Here is a 19,332-nt window from a genome sequence, read left to right on the forward strand (position 1 = left end):
GACTCACGTCACCATCTCCAATATTGAGAATGCTCGGTACTTGCAACCGCAACTCAAAGTAAAGCCATTTTTATTTATAAGGCAGCACTCTGACAGTGCAAAGCGGCCGATAGATTCTGTACGACCACTCTGACAACAAGTAGAGATATTTCAGTCAACACCAAAGGTTGCTGACAACCATGTTCGATAAAAATAAAGATTACGCTGTTGAAACATATGGATACCTGTATGCAACGTAAGACCGATCGAACGTGGAGATTTGAAACATGCCATTTGATGCGTACATCAAAATCGAAGGCATTCCAGGCGAAGCGCTGGATGATCGCTACAAGGACTGTATCGAGATCACCGGGTATGGTTTCGGCATGCACCAAAGTACCTCCGCCACGGCGAGTTCTTCAGGAGGCGCCTCGTCGGGTCGGACGTCCTTGAGTGATTTCACGTTCACCAAATCACTCGACAAGTCGAGCTGCAAGCTCATGGAAACGCTGTGCGCGGGCAGGCATCTGAAGGAAGTCGTCTTGTCATTGCATCGTGCAAGCGGAGACAAGGTCAAATACTTTGAAGTGCTGCTGGAAGAAGTCATCATTTCCAATTACACCCAGCATGCCAACGATGGCATCCCCAGCGAGACCATCAGCCTCAACTACGGAAAAATAAAAACCACCTACACCCAGCAGAAAAGATCTGACGGTGCCGGTGGAGGAAATATCTCGGGGGGCTGGAACCGTATCAACAACAAGGTCTATTCCTGACGTCTTGAAAGCGCATGCATCAAACGTCACGACATGATCAAGGAAAGACTATGGCACGGCCATTTTTTACTGCCGCCTGGGCGGCTTCGCAACATATTTATAATCCGGTAGCGCCGGAAAAGCGAGTGGCAGAGGTGATTGGAGGGTTCGTCGCACAGAATATAAATAATCCTGATGCGTTGGCAAGATGGAAAAACACCTGCGCAGTCAGAATGAGCTACATTCTAAATTACACAGGAGCAAAAATCCCAAAAACACCAGATCAGACAGTCTCCGGAGAAGATCGAAATCAATATTTCTTCCGCATCACTGATCTCAAAAATTTTCTGATAAGAAATTGGGGCAAACCAGAGATAGTCAAATACCCGCCCTCTGATAGCGGACCATTGGCCAACAAAAAAGGCATCATAGTATTTGAAATATCAGGCTGGTCAGACGCTCGAGTACATGCAACTTTGTATGACGGGAGCATCTGCTATGACCATTGCTATTTCAACGAACCTGGCGTTAACTATCGGACAGATCAAGCAAATTTCTGGAGCCTTACGTAATGCGTTCGTTTCGTGCAGCAATTCTGATTTTCTTAACGCTCGATACGCCTAGTATTTATGCATCTGTTACGCCAACGTCACCAGAGGGAATGTACCGCACTCATGCACAAAACTATAAAGACCTTGTTCTTGCCACCTGCATCGCCAGCGCTTACAAATATAATGAAACCGTCGGGATAGATGCCGGCAGCAGTGTAACCGCGCTACGCGACTGGGCCAATTATGACTGGGAAAAAAGCCCTGGAAAGCTTAGAGAACTTGTGGACAATTATCTCGTTAGAGACTATACAAATCCACTGGTTGAGTCCGAAATAAAAGGCGTGAAATTCGATTTACTTAAGTGCCTTGATCTTTACCATAGCAAAGAGCTAGACGCATTGACAAAAAAGGTCGTAACCAACCCTACGCATACCGACATACAAGACTATAAAAAACATTAGGCAGCACAAGGAGCTAAATGCCATGAGGCTATTTCTTGCAACCACGAAACTACTTCTCTTGTTAGCAACATCCAACTGCTTTGCCTACACCCCCATGTCATCGCCCGAAGGCATGTACAGAACCTTTGAAAAAAACTACAAGGACATGGCGCTCGCCACCTGCATAACCACCGTTTATAAATATGACGTAAACGTCGGAATTGACGCGGGTAGCAGTGTCAGTGCAATGCGTGACTGGACCTACTATGACATGGAAAAAAGCCCTCTTGCCGTCAAGGCCCTGGTTGAAAAATACCTCACGCGCGACTACACAAACCCGTTGGCCGAATCCCAGATCAAGGGCATAAAATTCGACCTGCTGAAATGCCTGGACATGTATCACAGCAAGGAGCTCGACGCGTTGACGAAGAAGGTCGTGACCCACCCGAATCATACCTACATGCAGAATATCAAAAAGCCTTAACTACTCCCTACATGCAACAAGCCTGTCCGGCAAACGCTGCACAGGCTATTTCCATTACAAGAACTCTACTCCGCACATTATCTATAGGGCGGAGACACGTCATGCTGATTCAATGTGATCCGATAGCTTCTTAACGTGTCGCCCTCGGTGATGTACTGCTTGCTGAAATACTGATAAACAGCCCCCGTCATCTCCCCGCCTACACCGAAAACATCTTCAGCAAACCCATTTCGATAATTCTTGTAGGAATTATCAGCAGGACGCCTCCCTTCCAATTGAAGGAAATTTCCGAGAAAATCCCGGCCTCTTGCGCTTGGCTATTCAGGTCTCTAGCCTTCATCGATCGCTGCCCAATCAGCGATCAGGTTTGGTAGACCTGCTTTTGCTGGCGCAATGTGCCACCTCCGCGAGGCGATCTCTTTCGTCCCGTTTTCATGGTGGCCGTGCGCATGGCATCTTCGGATGCACCGGGTGCCAGCAGCCGGTCTACCAACTTGCACACGGCCGCCACCTTATCGTTTGGTAGCGATTAATGACGGCTCCCACAAGTTCTGCTGGAGTTGCAAACATGCCCGATAAAATCGTCCCCGACCCGCCCACCGCCCTGTTCACCGTCAACGCATCCGTCAGCCAGGAGGAAGCGCTCAACTACGCTTCGGATCTGCTGCGCTGCATCATTACGACGGCCTATGAGTCCGGCGATAGCACCCAGGGCACCAGCCGTGACCTGGCGTTTTCGGTGTTGCACATGGCCGAGATGGCCAAAGCCATGGTTGATCGTTCACTGGAATGCATCGTTTGAGCAGATGACAACCGGGGCCGCGCTCGGCCCCGCGCAAACCTCAGTTACGCTGATCCAGCAAGTTCACCACCAGCCGGTCGATCCAGCCCCACAAGCGCTGTTTGACGCGCCGCCACAGCGGCCTGGCCTTCCAGTCTGCCAGCGTGGTTTCGGCGCTCAGAGCGAAGTCTTTTTCGAAGCTGGCGACCACGTCGCGGGTCAGTCCGGGGTCGAGGGCTTCGAGGTTGGCTTCCAGGTTGAAGCGCAGGTTCCAGTGATCGAAGTTGCACGAACCGAGACTCACCCAGTCGTCGATCAGGACCATTTTCAGGTGCAGAAAGCAGGGCTGGTATTCGAACACCTTGACCCCGGCGCGCAACAGGCGCGGGTAGTAGCGGTGACCGGCATAGCGCACGGACGGGTGATCGGTGCGCGGTCCGGTCAGCAGCAAACGCACATCTACGCCACGCGCGGCCGCCCGGCGCAAGGCGCGGCGAACTTTCCAGGTGGGCAGAAAGTAAGGGGTTGCCAGCCAGATCCGCTTTTGCCCGGTGTGCAGCGCACGTACCAGCGATTGCAGAATGTCGCGGTGCTGGCGGGAATCGGCATACGCCACGCGGCCCAGCCCCTCGCCGGTTACCGGGGCTTTGGGCAGATGATCAAGACCGAAGTTTTCTTTCGGACGCCAGGCGAAACGCCGGGCGTTGGCGTGGAACTGCCGGTTGAACAGCGCCTGCCAGTCAATCACCAGCGGCCCGGTGATTTCGACCATCACTTCGTGCCACTGGCTGGCGTCCTTGTCCGGCTCCCAGAACTCGTCGGTCACGCCGGTGCCGCCCACCACGGCCAAGGCCTTGTCCACCACCAGCAGTTTGCGATGGTCGCGGTAGAAGTTGCGCACGCCCCGCCGCCAGTGGATCGGATTGTAGAAACGCAGAATCACACCGGCATCGGTCAGTTGCTTGCGCAGGCCGGCGTCGAAGGCTTTTGAACCGAAGTCATCGAACAGGCAGCGCACGATCACGCCACGCCTGCCCGCCTCGACCAGCGCGCGCACGATGGCGTCGGCGCAAGCCCCGGCTTCGACCAGGTACAACTCCAGATCGACCTGCTGCTCGGCGCGATCAATGGCTGCGATCATGCGCGGGAAGAACGCAGGACCGTCGATCAGCAATTGAAAGCGGTTGTTTTCACGCCACGGGAAAATCGCACCGTTCATATCAGCGCGCCGTGAAGATCAGGACAGCCCCGACCGGGACCGAAAGGCTCACCGCCGACAATCCTGCGGCATTGCGCAAGGCTTTGAAGTCCGGGGCCATATCGAAATCCTGGGCATGGATCACCAGCGGCTCGAGCGTCACGACCTGAAAGCGCCGCTCGTCGAGACGCGTCGCCAGCAGCTCGGCGTTATAACTGTGGGTCTTGCCGCGCAGGCTGACGGTCAGCGGTAAACGCAGTTCGAGCTGTGCGCCGGGCGCCAGGTTATTGATCGGGCGCATGTCGAGCTGCGCATTGATCTGAGCAGCCGGAAACTTGCGCACCTGAAACACCTGCTCTCGAAGGCGCTCGTCGCGCAGCGGAATGCCGGTGCTGACCGAGTCGGTTTCAACCTCTACCTCAGCCAGCCCCTTGGCGTCGACTTTGCCGTGCAGCACGAGAAAGCGATGCACCTCGGCAATATCGGCATTTTTGGTCGAGGTGAACGAGAGTCGCGACGACTCGTTATCCAGATACCAGTTCGCATGGGCAGGTAACGCCACTGCGGCCAGCATGACCAGCAGCAGGCGATTCATAGTGAGCATGCAGACTCCAGACGTGCAATTGAGGGCCACCTTATCCGCCTGTCTGACCGCTGGCAAACGCCTGCGTTCGGCGACAATCCATCAAGCCCTCATGGCAGCAGGCGACAGCCCTGTCGCTCACCCTGCCACGATGCACTGCTGGTGCGTCCCAGGCCGCTGGCAATGACCCGTTTTTGACTGCTGTCGTCAACCAGGGTGCTGGGCAGATACTGCTTGATGTAGCCCTGGCAATACGCTTCGGAATTGTTCATGACGTACCTGCACGAACAGTATTCCTTGGCGGTGTAGGCACTGATGATGGTCGGAAATGCCTGCAGGTTCACACGGTACTGCCAGGCGAGTACGGCAAGTGCGGCAACGATCAGCAATAGCAGGCTGCTGAAGGGACGGCGCAGGATGAACATTCGACGCGAGCTCATTGACCGCCCTCCTTGCCGAACGCGGCCTGTACGCGCTTGAGCATCTCATTGTGGTTGTAGGTACTGTCGCGGTCATCGGCATAGCGCACGATCACCAGCTTCTGATCGGGAATTACATACAGCGCCTGCCCCCAATGCCCCAGTGCCGCGAAGGTGTCGGGGGGAGCGTCCGGCCACGGTCCTTTGCCGCCATCGCCAGTGCGGTTAAGCCACCATTGACCTGCGGGCACTTCAACGCTGGCATCCACGCCTTCGCCGGCAAACGGCGTCAGCGCGAAGTCCATCCACTGCTTGTTGAGCAACTGCCGATCCTGCCATTGTCCGCCGCGCTGCATCAGCAGGCCGATGCGGGCCAGATCGCGGGCGGTCATGTAGGCATAAGAAGAGCCTACAAATGTACCCGCGCCATCGGTTTCCCAGACCGCACTGCGGATGCCGAGCGGGTCGAACAGCGCGGTCCATGGATAACCCGGATAAGCCTCATCGCCGACCATCTTTTTCAAGGCCGCCGCCAGCACGGTGCTGTCGCCGCTGGAGTAAAGGTAAGTCTTGCCTGGGGGTTGGGCAGCGCTGTGATCGGCGGTGAAGCGCGCCATGTCATCACGCCCGCGGGTGTAGAGCATGGCGACCACCGAGGAGTTGAGCGGAGCGTATTCGTAGTCTTCCTGCCAATCCAGACCCGAAGCCCAGTGCATCAGGTCTTTGATGGCGATATCGGGGTGCGCCTTGAACGGCGTGTAGAACTTCGCTACCGGGTCATTCAGTTGAAAGCGCCCTTCTGCGAACGCCACCCCCAACACCGTCGCCATGATGCTTTTGCTGATCGACCAGGTCAGGTGCGGCGTTTGCGCGGTGGTGACACCGGCATAGCGCTCGTACACAACGTCGCCATCACGAATCACCAGCAGCGCATCGGTGCGTACGCCCTTGCGCGAGGCGTCGTCACGCGGCGGGAAGGCATAGGCCTCGAGCTCTTCGATGGCCGCAGATCGCGGCACAGACCGAGAAGGCCATTGCTCTGTCGGCCATGTTTGAGCAACGACGCCCTGGGCGCTGAAACCCAGGATCAGAACCAGACACAGACGGACAAATCCACGCGGCATGACAAGGCCTCTACAGAATGATCCGCACACCGTATCAGCGTTTCATGACAGTCAGCTATCAACCCAAGAGCAGACGCAGAGGAAATGGCTACAGCGCTTCCCGTCACACAACCATCACCAAAGCTTCACAGGCATGACACGCCATCTCCCTAGCCTGCAGTTACGGCAAAGCGCCTGGACAAATCAGTCAACCAGCCCTTTCTGCATCTGCAAGGCTGGCTCATGGAGATTCGTATGACCCAGATCGCCCGCATTCGTGACAACACTTCTGAACGTCGTCTTCAGGCCGAGCGCCTGATTGGAGCGCGCGCCTTGCAGGAAGCACAGGCGTTGCGTTTCAGTGTGTTCAGCGAAGAGTTCAACGCTCGTCTCAACGGCGCGGAACAAGGCCTGGACATCGACGATTACGATGTTCACTGCTCGCACATCGGGGTACGCGACCTGAACACCGGGCGTCTGGTTGCCACGACCCGGTTGCTCGACCACCAGGCCGCCAACACGCTGGGGCGCTTCTACAGCGAAGAAGAGTTCAGCCTGCACGGGCTGGTCAATCTGCAGGGGCCGATCCTCGAACTGGGTCGCACCTGCGTCGATCCGGCCTACCGCAACGGCGGCACCATTGCGGTGTTGTGGAGCGAACTGGCCGAGGTGCTCAACGAAGGCGGCTACAGCTACCTGATGGGCTGCGCGAGCATCCCGATGCAGGACGGCGGTATTCAGGCCCATGCGATCATGCAACGCCTGCGCGAACGCTACCTGTGCAACGAGCACCTGCGCGCCGAACCGAAGAATCCGCTGCCGACCCTCGACATCCCGAGCAATGTGATCTGCGAGATGCCACCGCTGCTCAAGGCCTACATGCGTCTGGGGGCCAAGATCTGTGGCGAACCGTGCTGGGACGAAGACTTCCAGGTGGCCGACGTGTTCATCCTGCTCAAGCGCGACGACCTGTGCCCGCGCTACGCCCGCCACTTCAAGGCGGCCGTGTGATGAGCCGGTTGCGCGGCTATGCCCGCGTAGTCCGGGTGCTACTGGTCGTAGCGCTCGGATTGACGATTGCCAGCGCGTTCGCGGTCCTGGAACGCACCAGAATCGGAGGTTCGATGGAGCGCAGACAGCGCTGGAGCCGCTGGTTCATGGCGCGACTGACCAACGCCCTGCCGTTTCGCGTCACCGTGACAGGTCAACTGCCGACCCAGCCCATGCTGTGGGTCAGCAACCATGTGTCATGGACCGACATCGCCCTGCTCGGCATGCTCGCGCCGCTGTCGTTTCTGTCGAAGGCCGAAGTGCGCACCTGGCCGGTAGCGGGCTGGCTGGCGCTGAAGGCCGGTACGCTGTTCATTCGTCGCGGATCGGGCGACAGCCGTCTGATCCAGAAGCAGATGTGCAACCACCTGCAACAAGGCAACGCACTGCTGATCTTCCCCGAAGGCACCACCACGGACGGCAAAAGCCTGCGCACCTTTCACGGTCGTCTGCTGTCCAGCGCCATCGACGCTGGCGTGCCAATTCAGCCGGTGGCCATTGGTTACTCGCGTGACGGCAAACCGGACCCGATAGCCCCGTTCATTGGCGACGATGACCTGCTGTCGCATTTGCGCCGACTGTTCGCCAACGAGCAGAGCGACGTGCATATTCACTTGCTGACACCGATCCCGACCGCTGACCAGGAACGCGCCGCACTGGCCTTCAAGGCCCAGCAGGCGGTTCAGGTGGCATTGTTTGGCGAGCCGCCGGCTCAGCCGAGCGAAGTGGTTTCGCGGCCGGCCCGAGCGGCCTGAGCGAAGTTCTCGAGCAGCGGATAGAACTCGGCAAAATCCGCACTCAAGGGCTGGTACAGCGCCTGCAGTTCCTGCATGCCGCCGGCCAGCCCTTCGGGTCGTGACAGGCGTCGGGATATGCCGCTCAACACCTGCTCCAGCACCCCGAAATCCCGGTACGAACCCAACCAGTCCTGCGCCGCCATGCGCGGTGCGATCAGCGCCAGCCGCTCGGGCAACTGCGGCTCGGCAGCCAGCGTGGCATAGACCTTGCGGGTGAATGCGTCCAACGGCAGATCGGCATAACGATGCCAGTCGCGCGCCAGGCAATGATCGAAAAAGACGTCGAGCATGATGCCGGCATAGCGCCGTCTCTGCAGCGGAAAGCGCGCAATGGAGGCCTTGATCAGCGGATGACTGTCAGTGAAGGCGTCGATGCTGCGATGCAGACGAATCGCCGCTTCCAGCTCCGCAGGAAAACGTCCCGGCAGCGGACCTTTGACGAAGTCGCCATACAGGCTGCCGAGCAATTGAGCGGGCCGATGCCCACCAAGATGAAGATGTGCCAAGTAGTTCATGGCTGCAAGCCTAGGCCGCTTTCGGGCCTGCTGTCCATATATCGTTATAACCCGATATAGCGATTTGACCCATCCTAAGCACATAATCATATTTGTATATCGCGAAATACAGATATAAGGTTCGCTCTATCGCGATATAACGCTACACCGCCTGTGAGAACGACATGCCTATCGACCTCGACGACATAATAAAAGCCCTGGCCCACCCGGTCCGCCGAGAAATCCTGACCTGGCTGAAAGACCCGCGTGCAAGCTTTCCCGCCCAGGAGTACTCGATCGAACACGGTGTGTGTGCCGGACAGATCGATCAGCGTGCGGGATTGTCACAATCCACTGTCTCGGCCCATCTGGCGACTTTGCAACGCGCTGGCCTGATCAGCAGCAAGAAGGTCGGCCAATGGCATTTCTTCCGACGCAACGAAGAAGTCATACAGGCATTCGTTCAGGCGCTGGTTGAAGAACTGAACAACCCGACCTGATTTTTCAACGTTTACCAGGAGCTGCCCCGTGCCTCTTTCGCTACTCATTCTGGCCCTGAGCGCCTTCGCCATCGGCACCACCGAATTCGTCATCATGGGCCTGCTGCCTGATGTGGCGGCTGACCTTGGCGTATCGATCCCCGGTGCCGGCTGGCTGGTGACCGGCTATGCGCTGGGTGTCGCCGTCGGTGCGCCGTTCATGGCCATGGCCACGGCAAAACTGCCGCGCAAGGCTGCGCTGGTCACGCTGATGGGGATTTTCATCATTGGCAATCTGCTCTGTGCGCTGGCCAGTGACTACAACGTCCTGATGTTCGCCCGCGTGGTGACTGCGCTGTGTCACGGTGCGTTCTTTGGCATCGGCTCGGTGGTTGCCGCAGGTCTGGTGCCCGCCAACCGGCGTGCCTCAGCGGTGGCCTTGATGTTCACCGGCCTGACCCTGGCCAACGTACTGGGCGTGCCGCTGGGCACTGCGCTGGGTCAATACGCAGGCTGGCGCTCGACCTTCTGGGCTGTCACGGTCATCGGCGTGATTGCGCTGATCGGCCTGATCCGCTTCCTGCCAACCAACCGCAATGAAGAAAAGCTCGATATGCGCGCTGAACTGGGCGCTCTCCGCGGTGCCGGCATCTGGCTGTCGCTGACCATGACTGCGCTGTTCTCGGCGTCCATGTTCACCCTGTTCACTTACATTGCCCCACTGCTCGGCGAAGTCACCGGTGTATCGCCCAACGGCGTGACCTGGACCCTGCTGCTCATCGGTCTGGGCCTGACCGCCGGCAACGTGATCGGCGGCAAGATGGCCGACCGCCGCCTGTCATCCACGCTGATTGGCGTGTTCGTCTCGATGGCGGTGATCTCCACCATACTCAGCTGGACCAGCGCCGCGCTGATCCCGACTGAAATCACCCTGTTCCTCTGGGCAGTCGCGGCCTTCGCTGCCGTCCCGGCGCTGCAGATCAACGTGGTGACCTTCGGTAAGGCGGCACCCAACCTGGTTTCAACCTTGAACATCGGCGCCTTCAACGTCGGCAACGCACTCGGCGCCTGGGTCGGTGGCAGCGTCATCGCCCACGGTCTGGGCCTGACCAGCGTACCGCTGGCGGCAGCCGTACTGGCAGTGCTGGCGCTGCTGATCACCCTGATTACTTTCCGTCAGACCGGCAATCCGGATCTGGCACACGCTACGCATTGATCAATTACGAGGATTCGATACATGACGACTATCTTTGACCCGATCACCCTGGGCGATCTGCAACTGCCCAACCGCATCATCATGGCCCCACTGACGCGCTGCCGTGCCGATGAAGGCCGTGTGCCGAACGCGATGATGGCCGAGTATTACGTGCAGCGCGCCTCGGCCGGCCTGATCCTGACTGAAGCCACCTCTGTGACGCCGATGGGCGTGGGCTACCCCGACACCCCGGGCATCTGGTCCAACGACCAGGTACGTGGCTGGAGCAACATCACCAAGGCCGTGCACAACGCCGGTGGCCGTATCGCCCTGCAGTTGTGGCACGTGGGCCGTATTTCCCACCCGTCCTACCTGAACGGCGAAACCCCGGTCGCGCCGAGTGCCATTGCGGCTGAAGGGCACGTGAGCCTGATGCGCCCCATCACACCACTGCCAGTACCTCGCGCGCTGGAGCTGGCGGAAATCGGTGACATCGTCGAGGCCTATCGCGTCGGTGCGGAAAACGCCAAGGCTGCGGGCTTCGACGGCGTGGAAGTGCATGGCGCCAACGGCTATCTGCTTGAACAGTTCCTGCTGACCGGCAGCAACCAGCGCACCGACGAGTACGGCGGTTCGGTGGAAAATCGTGCGCGTCTGCTGCTCGAAGTGACCGACGCAGTCATCGATGTCTGGGGCGCTGGCCGTGTAGGTGTTCACCTCTCGCCTCGCTTCGACATGCACGACATGAGCGATGCAAACCGTGCTGAAACCTTCAGCTACGTGGCCAAAGAGCTCGGCAAGCGCGGTATCGCCTTCATCTGTGCCCGTGAGCATGATGCTGAAGACAGCCTCGGCCCACAGTTGAAGAAGGATTTCGGCGGCGTTTATATCGCCAACGAGAAGTTCACCAAAGACAGCGCCAATGCCTGGCTGGCAGAAGGCAAGGCCGACGCAATCGCGTTCGGTGTGCCGTACATTGCCAACCCTGACCTGCCGGAGCGGCTGGCCAGCGATGCCCCTCTGAACGAAGCCCATCCGGAGACGTTCTACGCCAAAGGGCCGGTCGGTTACATCGACTACCCGCGCCTGTAAAACGTTACTGCAAGGCAAAAAACCCTGACTCGCAAGAGTCAGGGTTTTTTTATCGCCCGTGCAAGGGTAACCGCTACGGCGCAACGTCAGGCTTGACTGTACCTAACACATTGCCTTCGGCGTCGGTGATCGTACCATCCGCCATCTTCCAGCGACCGTCCGGGTAGTTGACCGAGCCATCCGCAAAAACCCAGGTTCCATCCTTGTGCTGGATATCACCATTGGGGTGCTCTGTAGAGCCATCGGCATGCACGGTCGTGCCGTCAAGGTTCTGCACGGCTCCGTCAGAATGGGTGACGGATTGACCATCTGCAGACTCGACGCTGCCGTTCGGATAGCTGACAGTACCGTCCGCGTTGTTCACGCTGTTGGGCGGCTGGACCAGTTGCAGGACGCCCGTTGCGGTGTTGACGACTGCCAGTAGTTTGTCCAGACGCGAAGGTGCAGCAGGCACCGGGGGCACCGTCTGCGGTACCGGCTCACTGGTAGAGGGCTTGACCTGCGGCTTGACTGGCGGCTTGGCCGGGTTCGTTGTCTTGACCGGCGGTTTCACAGGCGGCTCGACCGGGTTCGTTGTCTTGACCGGCGGTTTCACAGGCGGCTTGACCGGGTCCGTTTTCTTGACCGGCGGTTTCACAGGCGGCTTGACCGGATCCGTTTTCTTGACCGGCGGCTTGACTGGATCTTTCGCCTTGACCGGGGGTTTGACGTTTACCTTTGGCTTGATTGATACCGGATGCTCAAGATGCATGGGCTGAAGTTCTCCAGCAACGAGGTCATCTTTTTCGATTGTGTCTTTGTGTATATCGGTGTGCATCTCTTTGATTCCATTCATTATTGAAACTCCGTTTATTCAACTGAAACGCAAGCGTAAGCCCTCCCTCCACTGGCAGGCATATAACTATTTAGCGATTGCAAAAAAACCGGGCCACCTGCCTGCCGCTATGGGTAGCAGCAGGCAAGGTGCGGTATCAACGACGTGCGTTGAGCTGTTGCGAGAGGTTCTGGATCTGACTGTTAAGCGTGTTGATGCTACGGGTGACCTGCGCACGGAAGGCATCGAACTCGGCAGTATTGCCGCCTGCTGACGGTGCCGGAGTATTTTCCTGCTCGCTCTTGAGCACCATCAGCTCTTGTTCAAGTCGCTCGACAGCAGCCGAAGGGTTGCTCTGCTTTTTCAGGGCTGCGACATCGGCTGCCACGCTCTTGATCTGGGCGTCCAGCTTGCCCTGCTCAGCCTGAGCGGTTTTCAGGTCAGGCAACGCTGTTTTCAGCGCAGCCAGTTCAGCGACAACGCTTTTCAATTGTTCCTGCATCTGCGCGTTTTCGGTTTGCTGTTGCGCCGTTTGCGCGGCCATCTGCTCCAGACGCTTGTCGAGACTGCCTTGCTGACCTTCAACGCCTTCACGCTGTTTGTCCTGGTCTTCCAGTTGCGCTTCGAGCAACTTGATGCGCTGCTTGAGGGCTTCGCCGTCACTGGACAGCGATTCGGTGGCCACGACCTTGCCGGAGATATCCTGCAAACGCCCCGCCGCCTCTTCGCTGATACGCGCAAAGCTTTCCTGCGTCGCCACCAGTTGTTGCTCCATCAGGGACACTTGCTGAAAGCTCCACCAGCCAAGGCCGCAAAACGCAATGAACAGCGCACCGACCAATGCCCAGAGCGGCCCGGTGCTCGGCCCCTTGACCTTGACCACAGGCGTGGTGCGCGAATAGACGGTGGTGCGCTCGCGTGCGCCATTGCTCGGCGCAAAGTCGTCGTCATCGTCCTTGGCGCTCAGGCTGGGAACGTCATCGACATCGTCGTAGGGATCGTTGCGCATGAATAACCCTTCAGGAAGCTGTTAAATCAAAGTTCGTAAATCAAAGTTCGGCAGTATAACAACAGCGCAGAATCAATCTCACTGTGCTACTGCCGCATTCAGATCGGGTGCTGTGCCTGCCACCAGCCACAGAATTCATCCAGCGCCGTCCACAGGCTGACCTGCGGCTGATAATCCAGATAATGCCTTGCACGGCCGATATCAAGCGTGAAGTCCTTGTTCATGACCTGCATGCCCAGTCTGGACAGCGTAGGTTCAGGTCGGCCCGGCCACAGCATGCAGGCCGCTTCGTTGATCGCCGCCGCACTGTAGGCCAGCCCGTAAGAACGATAGCGGGTAACCTGAGGCAACTGCATCTGCCGCATCACATAATTGATCGCATCCCACAACGGGACCGGCGTGCCGTTACTGATGTTGTACGCCTTGCCCAGCGCAGACCCGGTTGCCAGCAAGCTGCTCAACAGCGCTTCATTGAGGTTCTGCATGCTGGTGAAATCGACCATGTTCAGGCCGTTGCCTACGATCGACAGACGCTTCTTGCGCTGCATGTGCAGCAGCCGCGGAAAGATACTGTTGTCGCCAGCACCGGTGACGAAACGCGGCCGCAGGGCAATCACTTCCAGGCCGAACTCTTCAGCGCCGAAGACCTTTTGCTCGGCCAGGTATTTGGTGGCCGCATAGTGGTTGTGGAAGCGCTTGGGCACCTGGTCTTCGGTGATATCGCGGCGGGAGTGACCATTGAAATAGATCGACGGCGATGACAGGTGGACCAGCCTGCGCACTCTTTGTTTCAGGCAGCCCTCGACAATGTTCTCGGTGAGTTGCACGTTGCCCTGGACAAAATCCTGACGACGCCCCCACATGCCGACGGAGCCGGCGCAATGCACCACGGCCTCGACGTCATCGCACAGCGCACGCACCAGATACGGGTCGGCGAGGTCGCCCTGAATGAACTCGGCGCCGCGTCTGACCAGATGCTCGACCGCATCGGCACGACGGCCATTGATCCGCACGCTCATGCCCTGCTCAAGGGCAAAACGCGCAAAGCGTCCGCCGATGAAGCCACTTGCGCCGGTGACCAGAATTTTCATTTACCGCTCCATTAACGCGTCTGCGTGACAGGGGTAACCCGACACGCATTGATTACACATGATCGTAATGACGATCATTCATCGCTCAACGGCACCAGCCAGTGGGCAGCATGTTGTGCCAGATGCCCGGTGAGACGTGTCAGCAACTGACCACCGTTGCGCCAATGGTGCCAGTACAACGGCACATCAATACAGCGATCCGGCAGCAGTTCAAGCAGCGTGCCGCTGCGCAATTGCTCGCGCACTTGCAGTTCGGGCGCCAGCCCCCAGCCCATTCCGGCTTCGATCATACGGATGAAACCCTCGGAAGAAGGGCACAAATGATGCTCGAAACCGTCCTGCACACCAAGCAATGCCAGATAACGATGCTGCAAAAGATCATCCGGCCCGTAAACGAGCGCCGCTGATCTGACCAGCTTTTCGGGGCTGACACCGTCCGCAAAATGGCGCGCGATGAATGCCGGGCTGGCCAGCGCCCGATAGCGCATCGCCCCCAGCAACTGACTGCGCGCCCCGGCCACCGGGCGCTCACTGCCACACAGACACGCTGCGACTTCGCCAGCGCGCATGCGTTTGAGCCCGACGTCCTGATCTTCGACCACCAGGTCCAGCAACAGACGATGCTGCGTGCAGAAGTCACCAATGGCCGGAGCCCACCACGTTGCCAGACTGTCGGCGTTCAAGGCGATCCGCAAACGCTCGGGCATGCCCTCCTCGTCCAGTGCCGGCACCTGACTTTGCAGATCGCGCTCCAGCAAGCGGACCTGCTGCACGTGATTGAGCAGGCGTCGGCCGATGTCGGTCGGGCTCGGCGGCGTGGCGCGGACCAGCACCGGCTGCCCAATGCGCGCCTCCAGCAATTTGATCCGTTGCGAGACCGCTGACTGCGACAGCCCCAGCACCTGGGCCGCACGTTCGAACCCGGCCTGCTCGATAACTGCGGCGAGCGCGGACAACAGCTTGTAGTCGAACATCAGTTTCCCTAATGAGAGATGATTATTATTGGTTTTACTTATATCGCTTCAACATTGAAAGTCGCCACCTGAATCTGCTCGATGGGAACGTATTTATGTGGCAAAGCTACTTCAACGGATTGCTGATCGCCGCTGGCCTGATCATGGCCATCGGCTCGCAAAACGCATTCGTACTGGCTCAGGGGCTGCGCCGTGAACACCACGTGTCAGTCGCGATGCTCTGCATTATCTGCGATGCCATTCTGGTCGCCGCCGGGGTGTTCGGTCTGGCCAATGTGCTGGCGCAAAACCCGACCCTGCTGGCGGTGGCGCGCTGGGGCGGTGTGCTATTCCTCAGTTGGTATGGCGTGCAGGCACTGCGCCGGGCCTGCTCGAAGCAGAGCCTCGAACACGGTGCCGCGGCTGGCAAAAGATCGCGCCGCACGGTACTGCTCAGCGCATTGGCCGTGACCTTGCTCAACCCGCATGTGTACCTGGACACCGTACTACTGATCGGCTCGCTCGGGGCACAACAGAGTGTGCCGGGCGCCTATGTAGCAGGCGCCGCGAGCGCTTCGTTCCTGTGGTTTTCCTGCCTCGCCATCGGCGCGGCCTGGCTCGCTCCCTGGCTGGCCCGCCCTGCCACATGGCGTCTGCTGGATGTGATGGTGGCGGTCATGATGTTCAGTGTGGCGTGGCAATTGATCCGTTCGGCCTGAAGGTTTCATGTCCGTTGAAGCAACAGCGCGGGAACCTCTATCCCACACAGTTGTTGCGTGGTTAAGCCGTAGGCCCGGTGCTATAGTCCGGGGTCTGCGCCGCAAAAGAGTAAAACTCCCGGTGCATGCTGTATCTGGCCGCCCGTGATCGGCCCTGCGACTACCGCAATTGACCTGAAAGGAGATAAACCATGGCTTTTGAATTGCCGCCACTGCCCTACGAAAAAACAGCTCTGGCGCCGCACATTTCTGCGGAGACTCTGGAATATCACCACGACAAGCACCACAACACCTACGTCGTGAACCTGAACAACCTGGTGCCTGGCACCGAGTTCGAAGGCAAGACCCTGGAAGAGATCGTCAAGACTTCTTCGGGCGGTATCTTCAACAACGCCGCTCAGGTCTGGAACCACACGTTCTACTGGAACTGCCTGGCCCCTAACGCTGGCGGCGAGCCTACCGGCGCTCTGGCCGAAGCCATCAACAAGGCGTTCGGTTCCTTCGACAAGTTCAAGGAAGAGTTCAGCAAGACTTCTATCGGCACTTTCGGCTCCGGCTGGGGCTGGCTGGTGAAGAAGGCTGACGGCTCCCTGGCACTGGCCAGCACCATCGGTGCCGGCAACCCGTTGACCAGCGGCGACACCCCGCTGCTGACCTGCGATGTCTGGGAACACGCCTACTACATCGACTATCGCAACCTGCGTCCGAAGTACGTGGAAGCGTTCTGGAACCTGGTGAACTGGGACTTCGTGGCCAAGCAATTCGCCTCCTGAGTCCAGCGTCATCGAAAAACCCGGCCTAGCGTCGGGTTTTTTATGTTTTCCGGCCGGTAAAGCTCGCTCACCCGATGCCTGTTTCACAGACGGCGTCGAACACCCGCCTGCCAGTCAGGCGAATCGCAAATCTTTTTTCGCCTGCCGCTCGTACTTTGTGTATTGTCAGAAAACGCTAGCTGACTCGTGCCACAACGTAATTCTCTATGACGTAATTCTTTACAGTGTTCTGCTCAGGTTACCTAACTGGCCACCCGACGCATTGAGGTGGCTTTGGCCAGCAGGTGCAAGGAACGCGAAGATCAGCCAGGCGTACCGGTTGTGACAAGGTCACGGCGTGCGGGCCTGGTTTTTCGAGGGTCATGAGGCGATATGCCCTCCGACACGAACTAAGGAACGGCCATTGAAGCTGGAACTCAAGAACAGCCTGTCGGTAAAGCTGCTGCGCGTTGTGCTGCTTTCGGCGCTTCTGGTGGGCGTCCTGCTCAGTTGTGCGCAAATCATCTTCGACGCCTACAAGACACGTCAGGCCGTGGCGAGCGATGCCGAGCGAATTCTCGGCATGTTCCGCGATCCTTCGACACAGGCCGTCTACAGCCTGGACCGCGAGATGGGCATGCAGGTCATCGAAGGCCTGTTCCAGGATGACTCGGTACGCATGGCGTCCATAGGGCACCCCAATGAAAGCCTGCTGGCCGAGAAAGACCGGCCGCTGAAAGACTCCCCCACCCGGTGGCTGACAGACCTCATCCTCGGCCAGGAGCGCAGCTTCACCACTCAACTGGTAGGCCGCAGCCCCTACAGCGAGTATTACGGCGACCTGCGCATCACTCTCGACACTGCCAATTACGGCGAAAGCTTTCTGGTCAATGCCGGCATCATCTTTGTCGCCGGCGTGCTGCGTGCGCTGGCAATGGGGCTGGTGCTGTATCTGGTCTATCACTGGCTGCTGACCAAGCCGCTGTCAAAGATCATCGAGCACCTGATCGCGATCAACCCCGACCGCCCCAGCGAACACCAATTGCCGTTGCTCAAAGGCCACGAGAAAAACGAACTGGGGATCTGGGTCAACACCGCCAACCAATTGCTGGCCTCCATCGAGCGCCACACTTATCTGCGCCATGAGGCCGAGAACAATCTGCAGCGCATGGCGCAATACGATTTCCTCACCGGCCTGCCCAATCGACTGCAGTTGCAGACACGGCTGGACAGGATTCTGGAGGACGCGGGACGCCAGCAACACAGAGTGGCGGTTCTTTGCGTGGGACTGGACGACTTCAAGGGCATCAACGAACAGTTCAGCTACCAGTCCGGCGATCAATTACTGCTCGCACTCGCTGACCGCCTGCGCGCGCACAGCGTACTGCTCGGCGCACTGGCGCGCCTGGGCGGCGACCAGTTCGCGCTGGTTCAGTCCAACATCGAACAGCCCTACGAGGCAGCAGAGCTGGCGCAGAATATTCTCGATGAGCTGGAGGCACCGTTCATTGTCGGTGACCAGCAGATTCGACTGCGGGCAACCATCGGCATCACGCTGTTTCCCGAAGACGGCGACAGCACCGAAAAACTGCTGCAAAAAGCCGAACAGACCATGACGCTGGCCAAAGCCCGCTCGCGTAACCGGTATCAGTTCTACATCGCCAGCGTGGACAGCGAAATGCGCCGCCGCCGCGAACTCGAAAAAGACCTGCGCGAAGCCCTGCCACGCAATCAGTTGTACCTGGTCTATCAACCGCAGATCAGCTACCGCGATCACCGTATCGTCGGTGTGGAAGCGCTGATCCGCTGGCAGCATCCGGAGCATGGCCTGGTGCCGCCGGACGTATTCATCCCGCTGGCCGAACAGAACGGCACCATCATCGCCATCGGGGAATGGGTGCTGGATCAGGCCTGCCGCCAGCTGCGCGAATGGCTCGATCAGGGGTTCACCGATTTGCGCATGGCCGTCAACCTGTCGACCGTGCAGCTGCATCACGCGGAACTGCCCCGCGTGGTCAACAACCTGCTGCAGATCTATCGCTTGCCACTGCGCAGCCTGGAACTGGAAGTGACCGAAACCGGGCTGATGGAAGATATCAACACCGCCGCCCAGCACCTGTTGAGCTTGCGACGCTCCGGTGCCTTGATTGCCATCGATGACTTCGGCACCGGCTATTCATCGCTGAGCTACCTGAAAAGCCTGCCGCTGGACAAGATCAAGATTGACCGCAGCTTCGTGCAGGACCTGATCGATGACGACGATGACGCTACTATCGTGCGAGCCATTATCCAGCTGGGCAAGAGCCTGGGCATGCAAGTGATTGCCGAAGGTGTGGAGACCGTCGAGCAGGAGGCCTATGTCGTGACCGAAGGCTGTCACGAAGGCCAGGGCTATCTGTACAGCAAGCCGCTGCCGGGTCGCGAACTGCTGGCTTACCTCAAGCAGTCGCGTCAGGACCACGCCGCCAGTCTGTGAGCCGATTTGCATGCTCCCGGCCATTCACCTCATCTTGAAACCGACTGTTACAACCTGCCGAATGCCTGAACACACCCACACAGGCGTTTTGCCTTTACATCGAATGCAAATCTTTCGC

Annotated in this window: 22 protein-coding genes; 13 read left to right on the plus strand and 9 right to left on the minus strand. The window is 58.5% G+C overall.

Annotated features, from left to right (window positions below):
* The first annotated feature begins 266 nt into the window (after positions 1 to 266).
* The 5 genes from AC54XV_RS21260 (at position 267) to AC54XV_RS21280 (ending at position 3,011) form a co-directional block, all read left to right on the plus strand.
* Entirely contained in the window at positions 267 to 755 is a 489-nt protein-coding gene (locus AC54XV_RS21260) for an Hcp family type VI secretion system effector (RefSeq protein WP_054091393.1), read from the plus strand.
* A 50-nt stretch (positions 756 to 805) separates the two neighbouring features.
* Positions 806 to 1,306, plus strand: a complete 501-nt coding sequence (locus AC54XV_RS21265; RefSeq protein ID WP_080395997.1) for a type VI secretion system amidase effector protein Tae4 — start codon at positions 806 to 808, stop codon at positions 1,304 to 1,306.
* Positions 1,306 to 1,746 carry a type VI secretion system amidase immunity protein Tai4 gene (locus tag AC54XV_RS21270; RefSeq protein ID WP_054091394.1) on the plus strand — a complete coding sequence of 147 codons (441 nt, stop codon included), beginning with the start codon at positions 1,306 to 1,308 and terminating at the stop codon, positions 1,744 to 1,746. Before AC54XV_RS21265 ends, AC54XV_RS21270 begins: the two co-directional genes overlap by 1 nt.
* Before the next feature lie 22 nt (positions 1,747 to 1,768).
* Positions 1,769 to 2,209 (plus strand): type VI secretion system amidase immunity protein Tai4, encoded by a 441-nt coding sequence (locus AC54XV_RS21275; RefSeq protein WP_496717215.1) that lies wholly within the window; start codon positions 1,769 to 1,771, stop codon positions 2,207 to 2,209.
* A 568-nt stretch (positions 2,210 to 2,777) separates the two neighbouring features.
* On the plus strand, positions 2,778 to 3,011 hold the full coding sequence (locus AC54XV_RS21280) for a DUF6124 family protein (RefSeq protein ID WP_003313478.1): 234 nt from the start codon (positions 2,778 to 2,780) through the stop codon (positions 3,009 to 3,011).
* 40 nt (positions 3,012 to 3,051) lie between these two features.
* On the opposite strand, the gene AC54XV_RS21285 is transcribed toward AC54XV_RS21280, so the two are convergent.
* From AC54XV_RS21285 to AC54XV_RS21300, 4 genes are all read right to left on the minus strand, one after another.
* Positions 3,052 to 4,209, minus strand: coding sequence for a phospholipase D-like domain-containing protein (locus tag AC54XV_RS21285; RefSeq protein WP_054091395.1), 1,158 nt, complete (start codon positions 4,207 to 4,209; stop codon positions 3,052 to 3,054).
* A 1-nt stretch (position 4,210) separates the two neighbouring features.
* On the minus strand, positions 4,211 to 4,792 hold the full coding sequence (locus AC54XV_RS21290; RefSeq protein ID WP_011268811.1) for a YceI family protein: 582 nt from the start codon (positions 4,790 to 4,792) through the stop codon (positions 4,211 to 4,213).
* An 89-nt stretch (positions 4,793 to 4,881) separates the two neighbouring features.
* Entirely contained in the window at positions 4,882 to 5,211 is a 330-nt protein-coding gene (locus tag AC54XV_RS21295) for a hypothetical protein (RefSeq protein ID WP_003405911.1), read from the minus strand.
* Positions 5,208 to 6,314, minus strand: a complete 1,107-nt coding sequence (locus AC54XV_RS21300; RefSeq protein ID WP_024659783.1) for a serine hydrolase domain-containing protein — start codon at positions 6,312 to 6,314, stop codon at positions 5,208 to 5,210. Before AC54XV_RS21300 ends, AC54XV_RS21295 begins: the two co-directional genes overlap by 4 nt.
* 234 nt (positions 6,315 to 6,548) lie before the next feature.
* Here AC54XV_RS21300 and olsB point away from each other — a divergent pair, with 234 nt between their 5' ends.
* Both olsB and AC54XV_RS21310 read left to right on the plus strand, forming a co-directional pair.
* Positions 6,549 to 7,304 (plus strand): L-ornithine N(alpha)-acyltransferase, encoded by a 756-nt coding sequence (gene olsB / locus AC54XV_RS21305; RefSeq protein ID WP_003405915.1) that lies wholly within the window; start codon positions 6,549 to 6,551, stop codon positions 7,302 to 7,304.
* Positions 7,304 to 8,098, plus strand: coding sequence for a lysophospholipid acyltransferase family protein (locus AC54XV_RS21310; protein ID WP_032654383.1), 795 nt, complete (start codon positions 7,304 to 7,306; stop codon positions 8,096 to 8,098). Before olsB ends, AC54XV_RS21310 begins: the two co-directional genes overlap by 1 nt.
* Here AC54XV_RS21310 and AC54XV_RS21315 read toward each other — a convergent pair.
* The gene (locus AC54XV_RS21315; protein ID WP_003405918.1) at positions 8,056 to 8,655 is read right to left on the minus strand and encodes an acyl carrier protein phosphodiesterase; all 600 of its coding nucleotides are present in this window, start codon (positions 8,653 to 8,655) and stop codon (positions 8,056 to 8,058) included. The genes AC54XV_RS21310 and AC54XV_RS21315 overlap by 43 nt on opposite strands.
* A gap of 164 nt (positions 8,656 to 8,819) precedes the next feature.
* On the opposite strand from AC54XV_RS21315, the gene AC54XV_RS21320 reads away from it, so the two are divergent.
* From AC54XV_RS21320 to AC54XV_RS21330, 3 genes are read left to right on the plus strand one after another with little or no spacing between them, the layout of a single operon-like run.
* Positions 8,820 to 9,134: an ArsR/SmtB family transcription factor gene (locus tag AC54XV_RS21320; RefSeq protein ID WP_003405921.1), complete on the plus strand. Its 315-nt coding sequence runs from the start codon at positions 8,820 to 8,822 to the stop codon at positions 9,132 to 9,134.
* Between the two features lie 28 nt (positions 9,135 to 9,162).
* Positions 9,163 to 10,329, plus strand: a complete 1,167-nt coding sequence (locus AC54XV_RS21325; RefSeq protein ID WP_011268814.1) for an MFS transporter — start codon at positions 9,163 to 9,165, stop codon at positions 10,327 to 10,329.
* A 21-nt stretch (positions 10,330 to 10,350) separates the two neighbouring features.
* Positions 10,351 to 11,400 (plus strand): alkene reductase, encoded by a 1,050-nt coding sequence (locus tag AC54XV_RS21330; RefSeq protein WP_003405927.1) that lies wholly within the window; start codon positions 10,351 to 10,353, stop codon positions 11,398 to 11,400.
* A gap of 73 nt (positions 11,401 to 11,473) precedes the next feature.
* Here the strand turns inward: AC54XV_RS21330 and AC54XV_RS21335 are convergent, their stop codons facing one another.
* From AC54XV_RS21335 to AC54XV_RS21350, 4 genes are all read right to left on the minus strand, one after another.
* On the minus strand, positions 11,474 to 12,235 hold the full coding sequence (locus AC54XV_RS21335) for a hypothetical protein (protein WP_058398638.1): 762 nt from the start codon (positions 12,233 to 12,235) through the stop codon (positions 11,474 to 11,476).
* Between the two features lie 136 nt (positions 12,236 to 12,371).
* Positions 12,372 to 13,223, minus strand: coding sequence for a hypothetical protein (locus AC54XV_RS21340; RefSeq protein ID WP_057458325.1), 852 nt, complete (start codon positions 13,221 to 13,223; stop codon positions 12,372 to 12,374).
* 98 nt (positions 13,224 to 13,321) lie between these two features.
* Complete coding sequence (locus tag AC54XV_RS21345) at positions 13,322 to 14,314, minus strand: NAD-dependent epimerase/dehydratase family protein (protein ID WP_024640930.1); 993 nt, start codon at positions 14,312 to 14,314, stop codon at positions 13,322 to 13,324.
* A gap of 74 nt (positions 14,315 to 14,388) precedes the next feature.
* The gene (locus tag AC54XV_RS21350; RefSeq protein WP_011268819.1) at positions 14,389 to 15,288 is read right to left on the minus strand and encodes a LysR family transcriptional regulator ArgP; all 900 of its coding nucleotides are present in this window, start codon (positions 15,286 to 15,288) and stop codon (positions 14,389 to 14,391) included.
* A gap of 95 nt (positions 15,289 to 15,383) precedes the next feature.
* Between AC54XV_RS21350 and AC54XV_RS21355 the strand changes: the two genes are divergently transcribed.
* The 3 genes from AC54XV_RS21355 (at position 15,384) to AC54XV_RS21365 (ending at position 19,214) form a co-directional block, all read left to right on the plus strand.
* A complete protein-coding gene (locus tag AC54XV_RS21355; protein WP_024652472.1) occupies positions 15,384 to 15,986 on the plus strand; it encodes a LysE/ArgO family amino acid transporter in 603 nt (200 codons plus the stop codon).
* Between the two features lie 191 nt (positions 15,987 to 16,177).
* On the plus strand, positions 16,178 to 16,759 hold the full coding sequence (gene sodB / locus AC54XV_RS21360) for a superoxide dismutase [Fe] (RefSeq protein WP_011268820.1): 582 nt from the start codon (positions 16,178 to 16,180) through the stop codon (positions 16,757 to 16,759).
* Positions 16,760 to 17,162: 403 nt separating this feature from the next.
* The gene (locus AC54XV_RS21365; protein WP_058398637.1) at positions 17,163 to 19,214 is read left to right on the plus strand and encodes a putative bifunctional diguanylate cyclase/phosphodiesterase; all 2,052 of its coding nucleotides are present in this window, start codon (positions 17,163 to 17,165) and stop codon (positions 19,212 to 19,214) included.
* The last annotated feature ends 118 nt before the right edge of the window (positions 19,215 to 19,332 follow it).

This window comes from Pseudomonas fragariae (ex Marin et al. 2024), assembly GCF_059621105.1.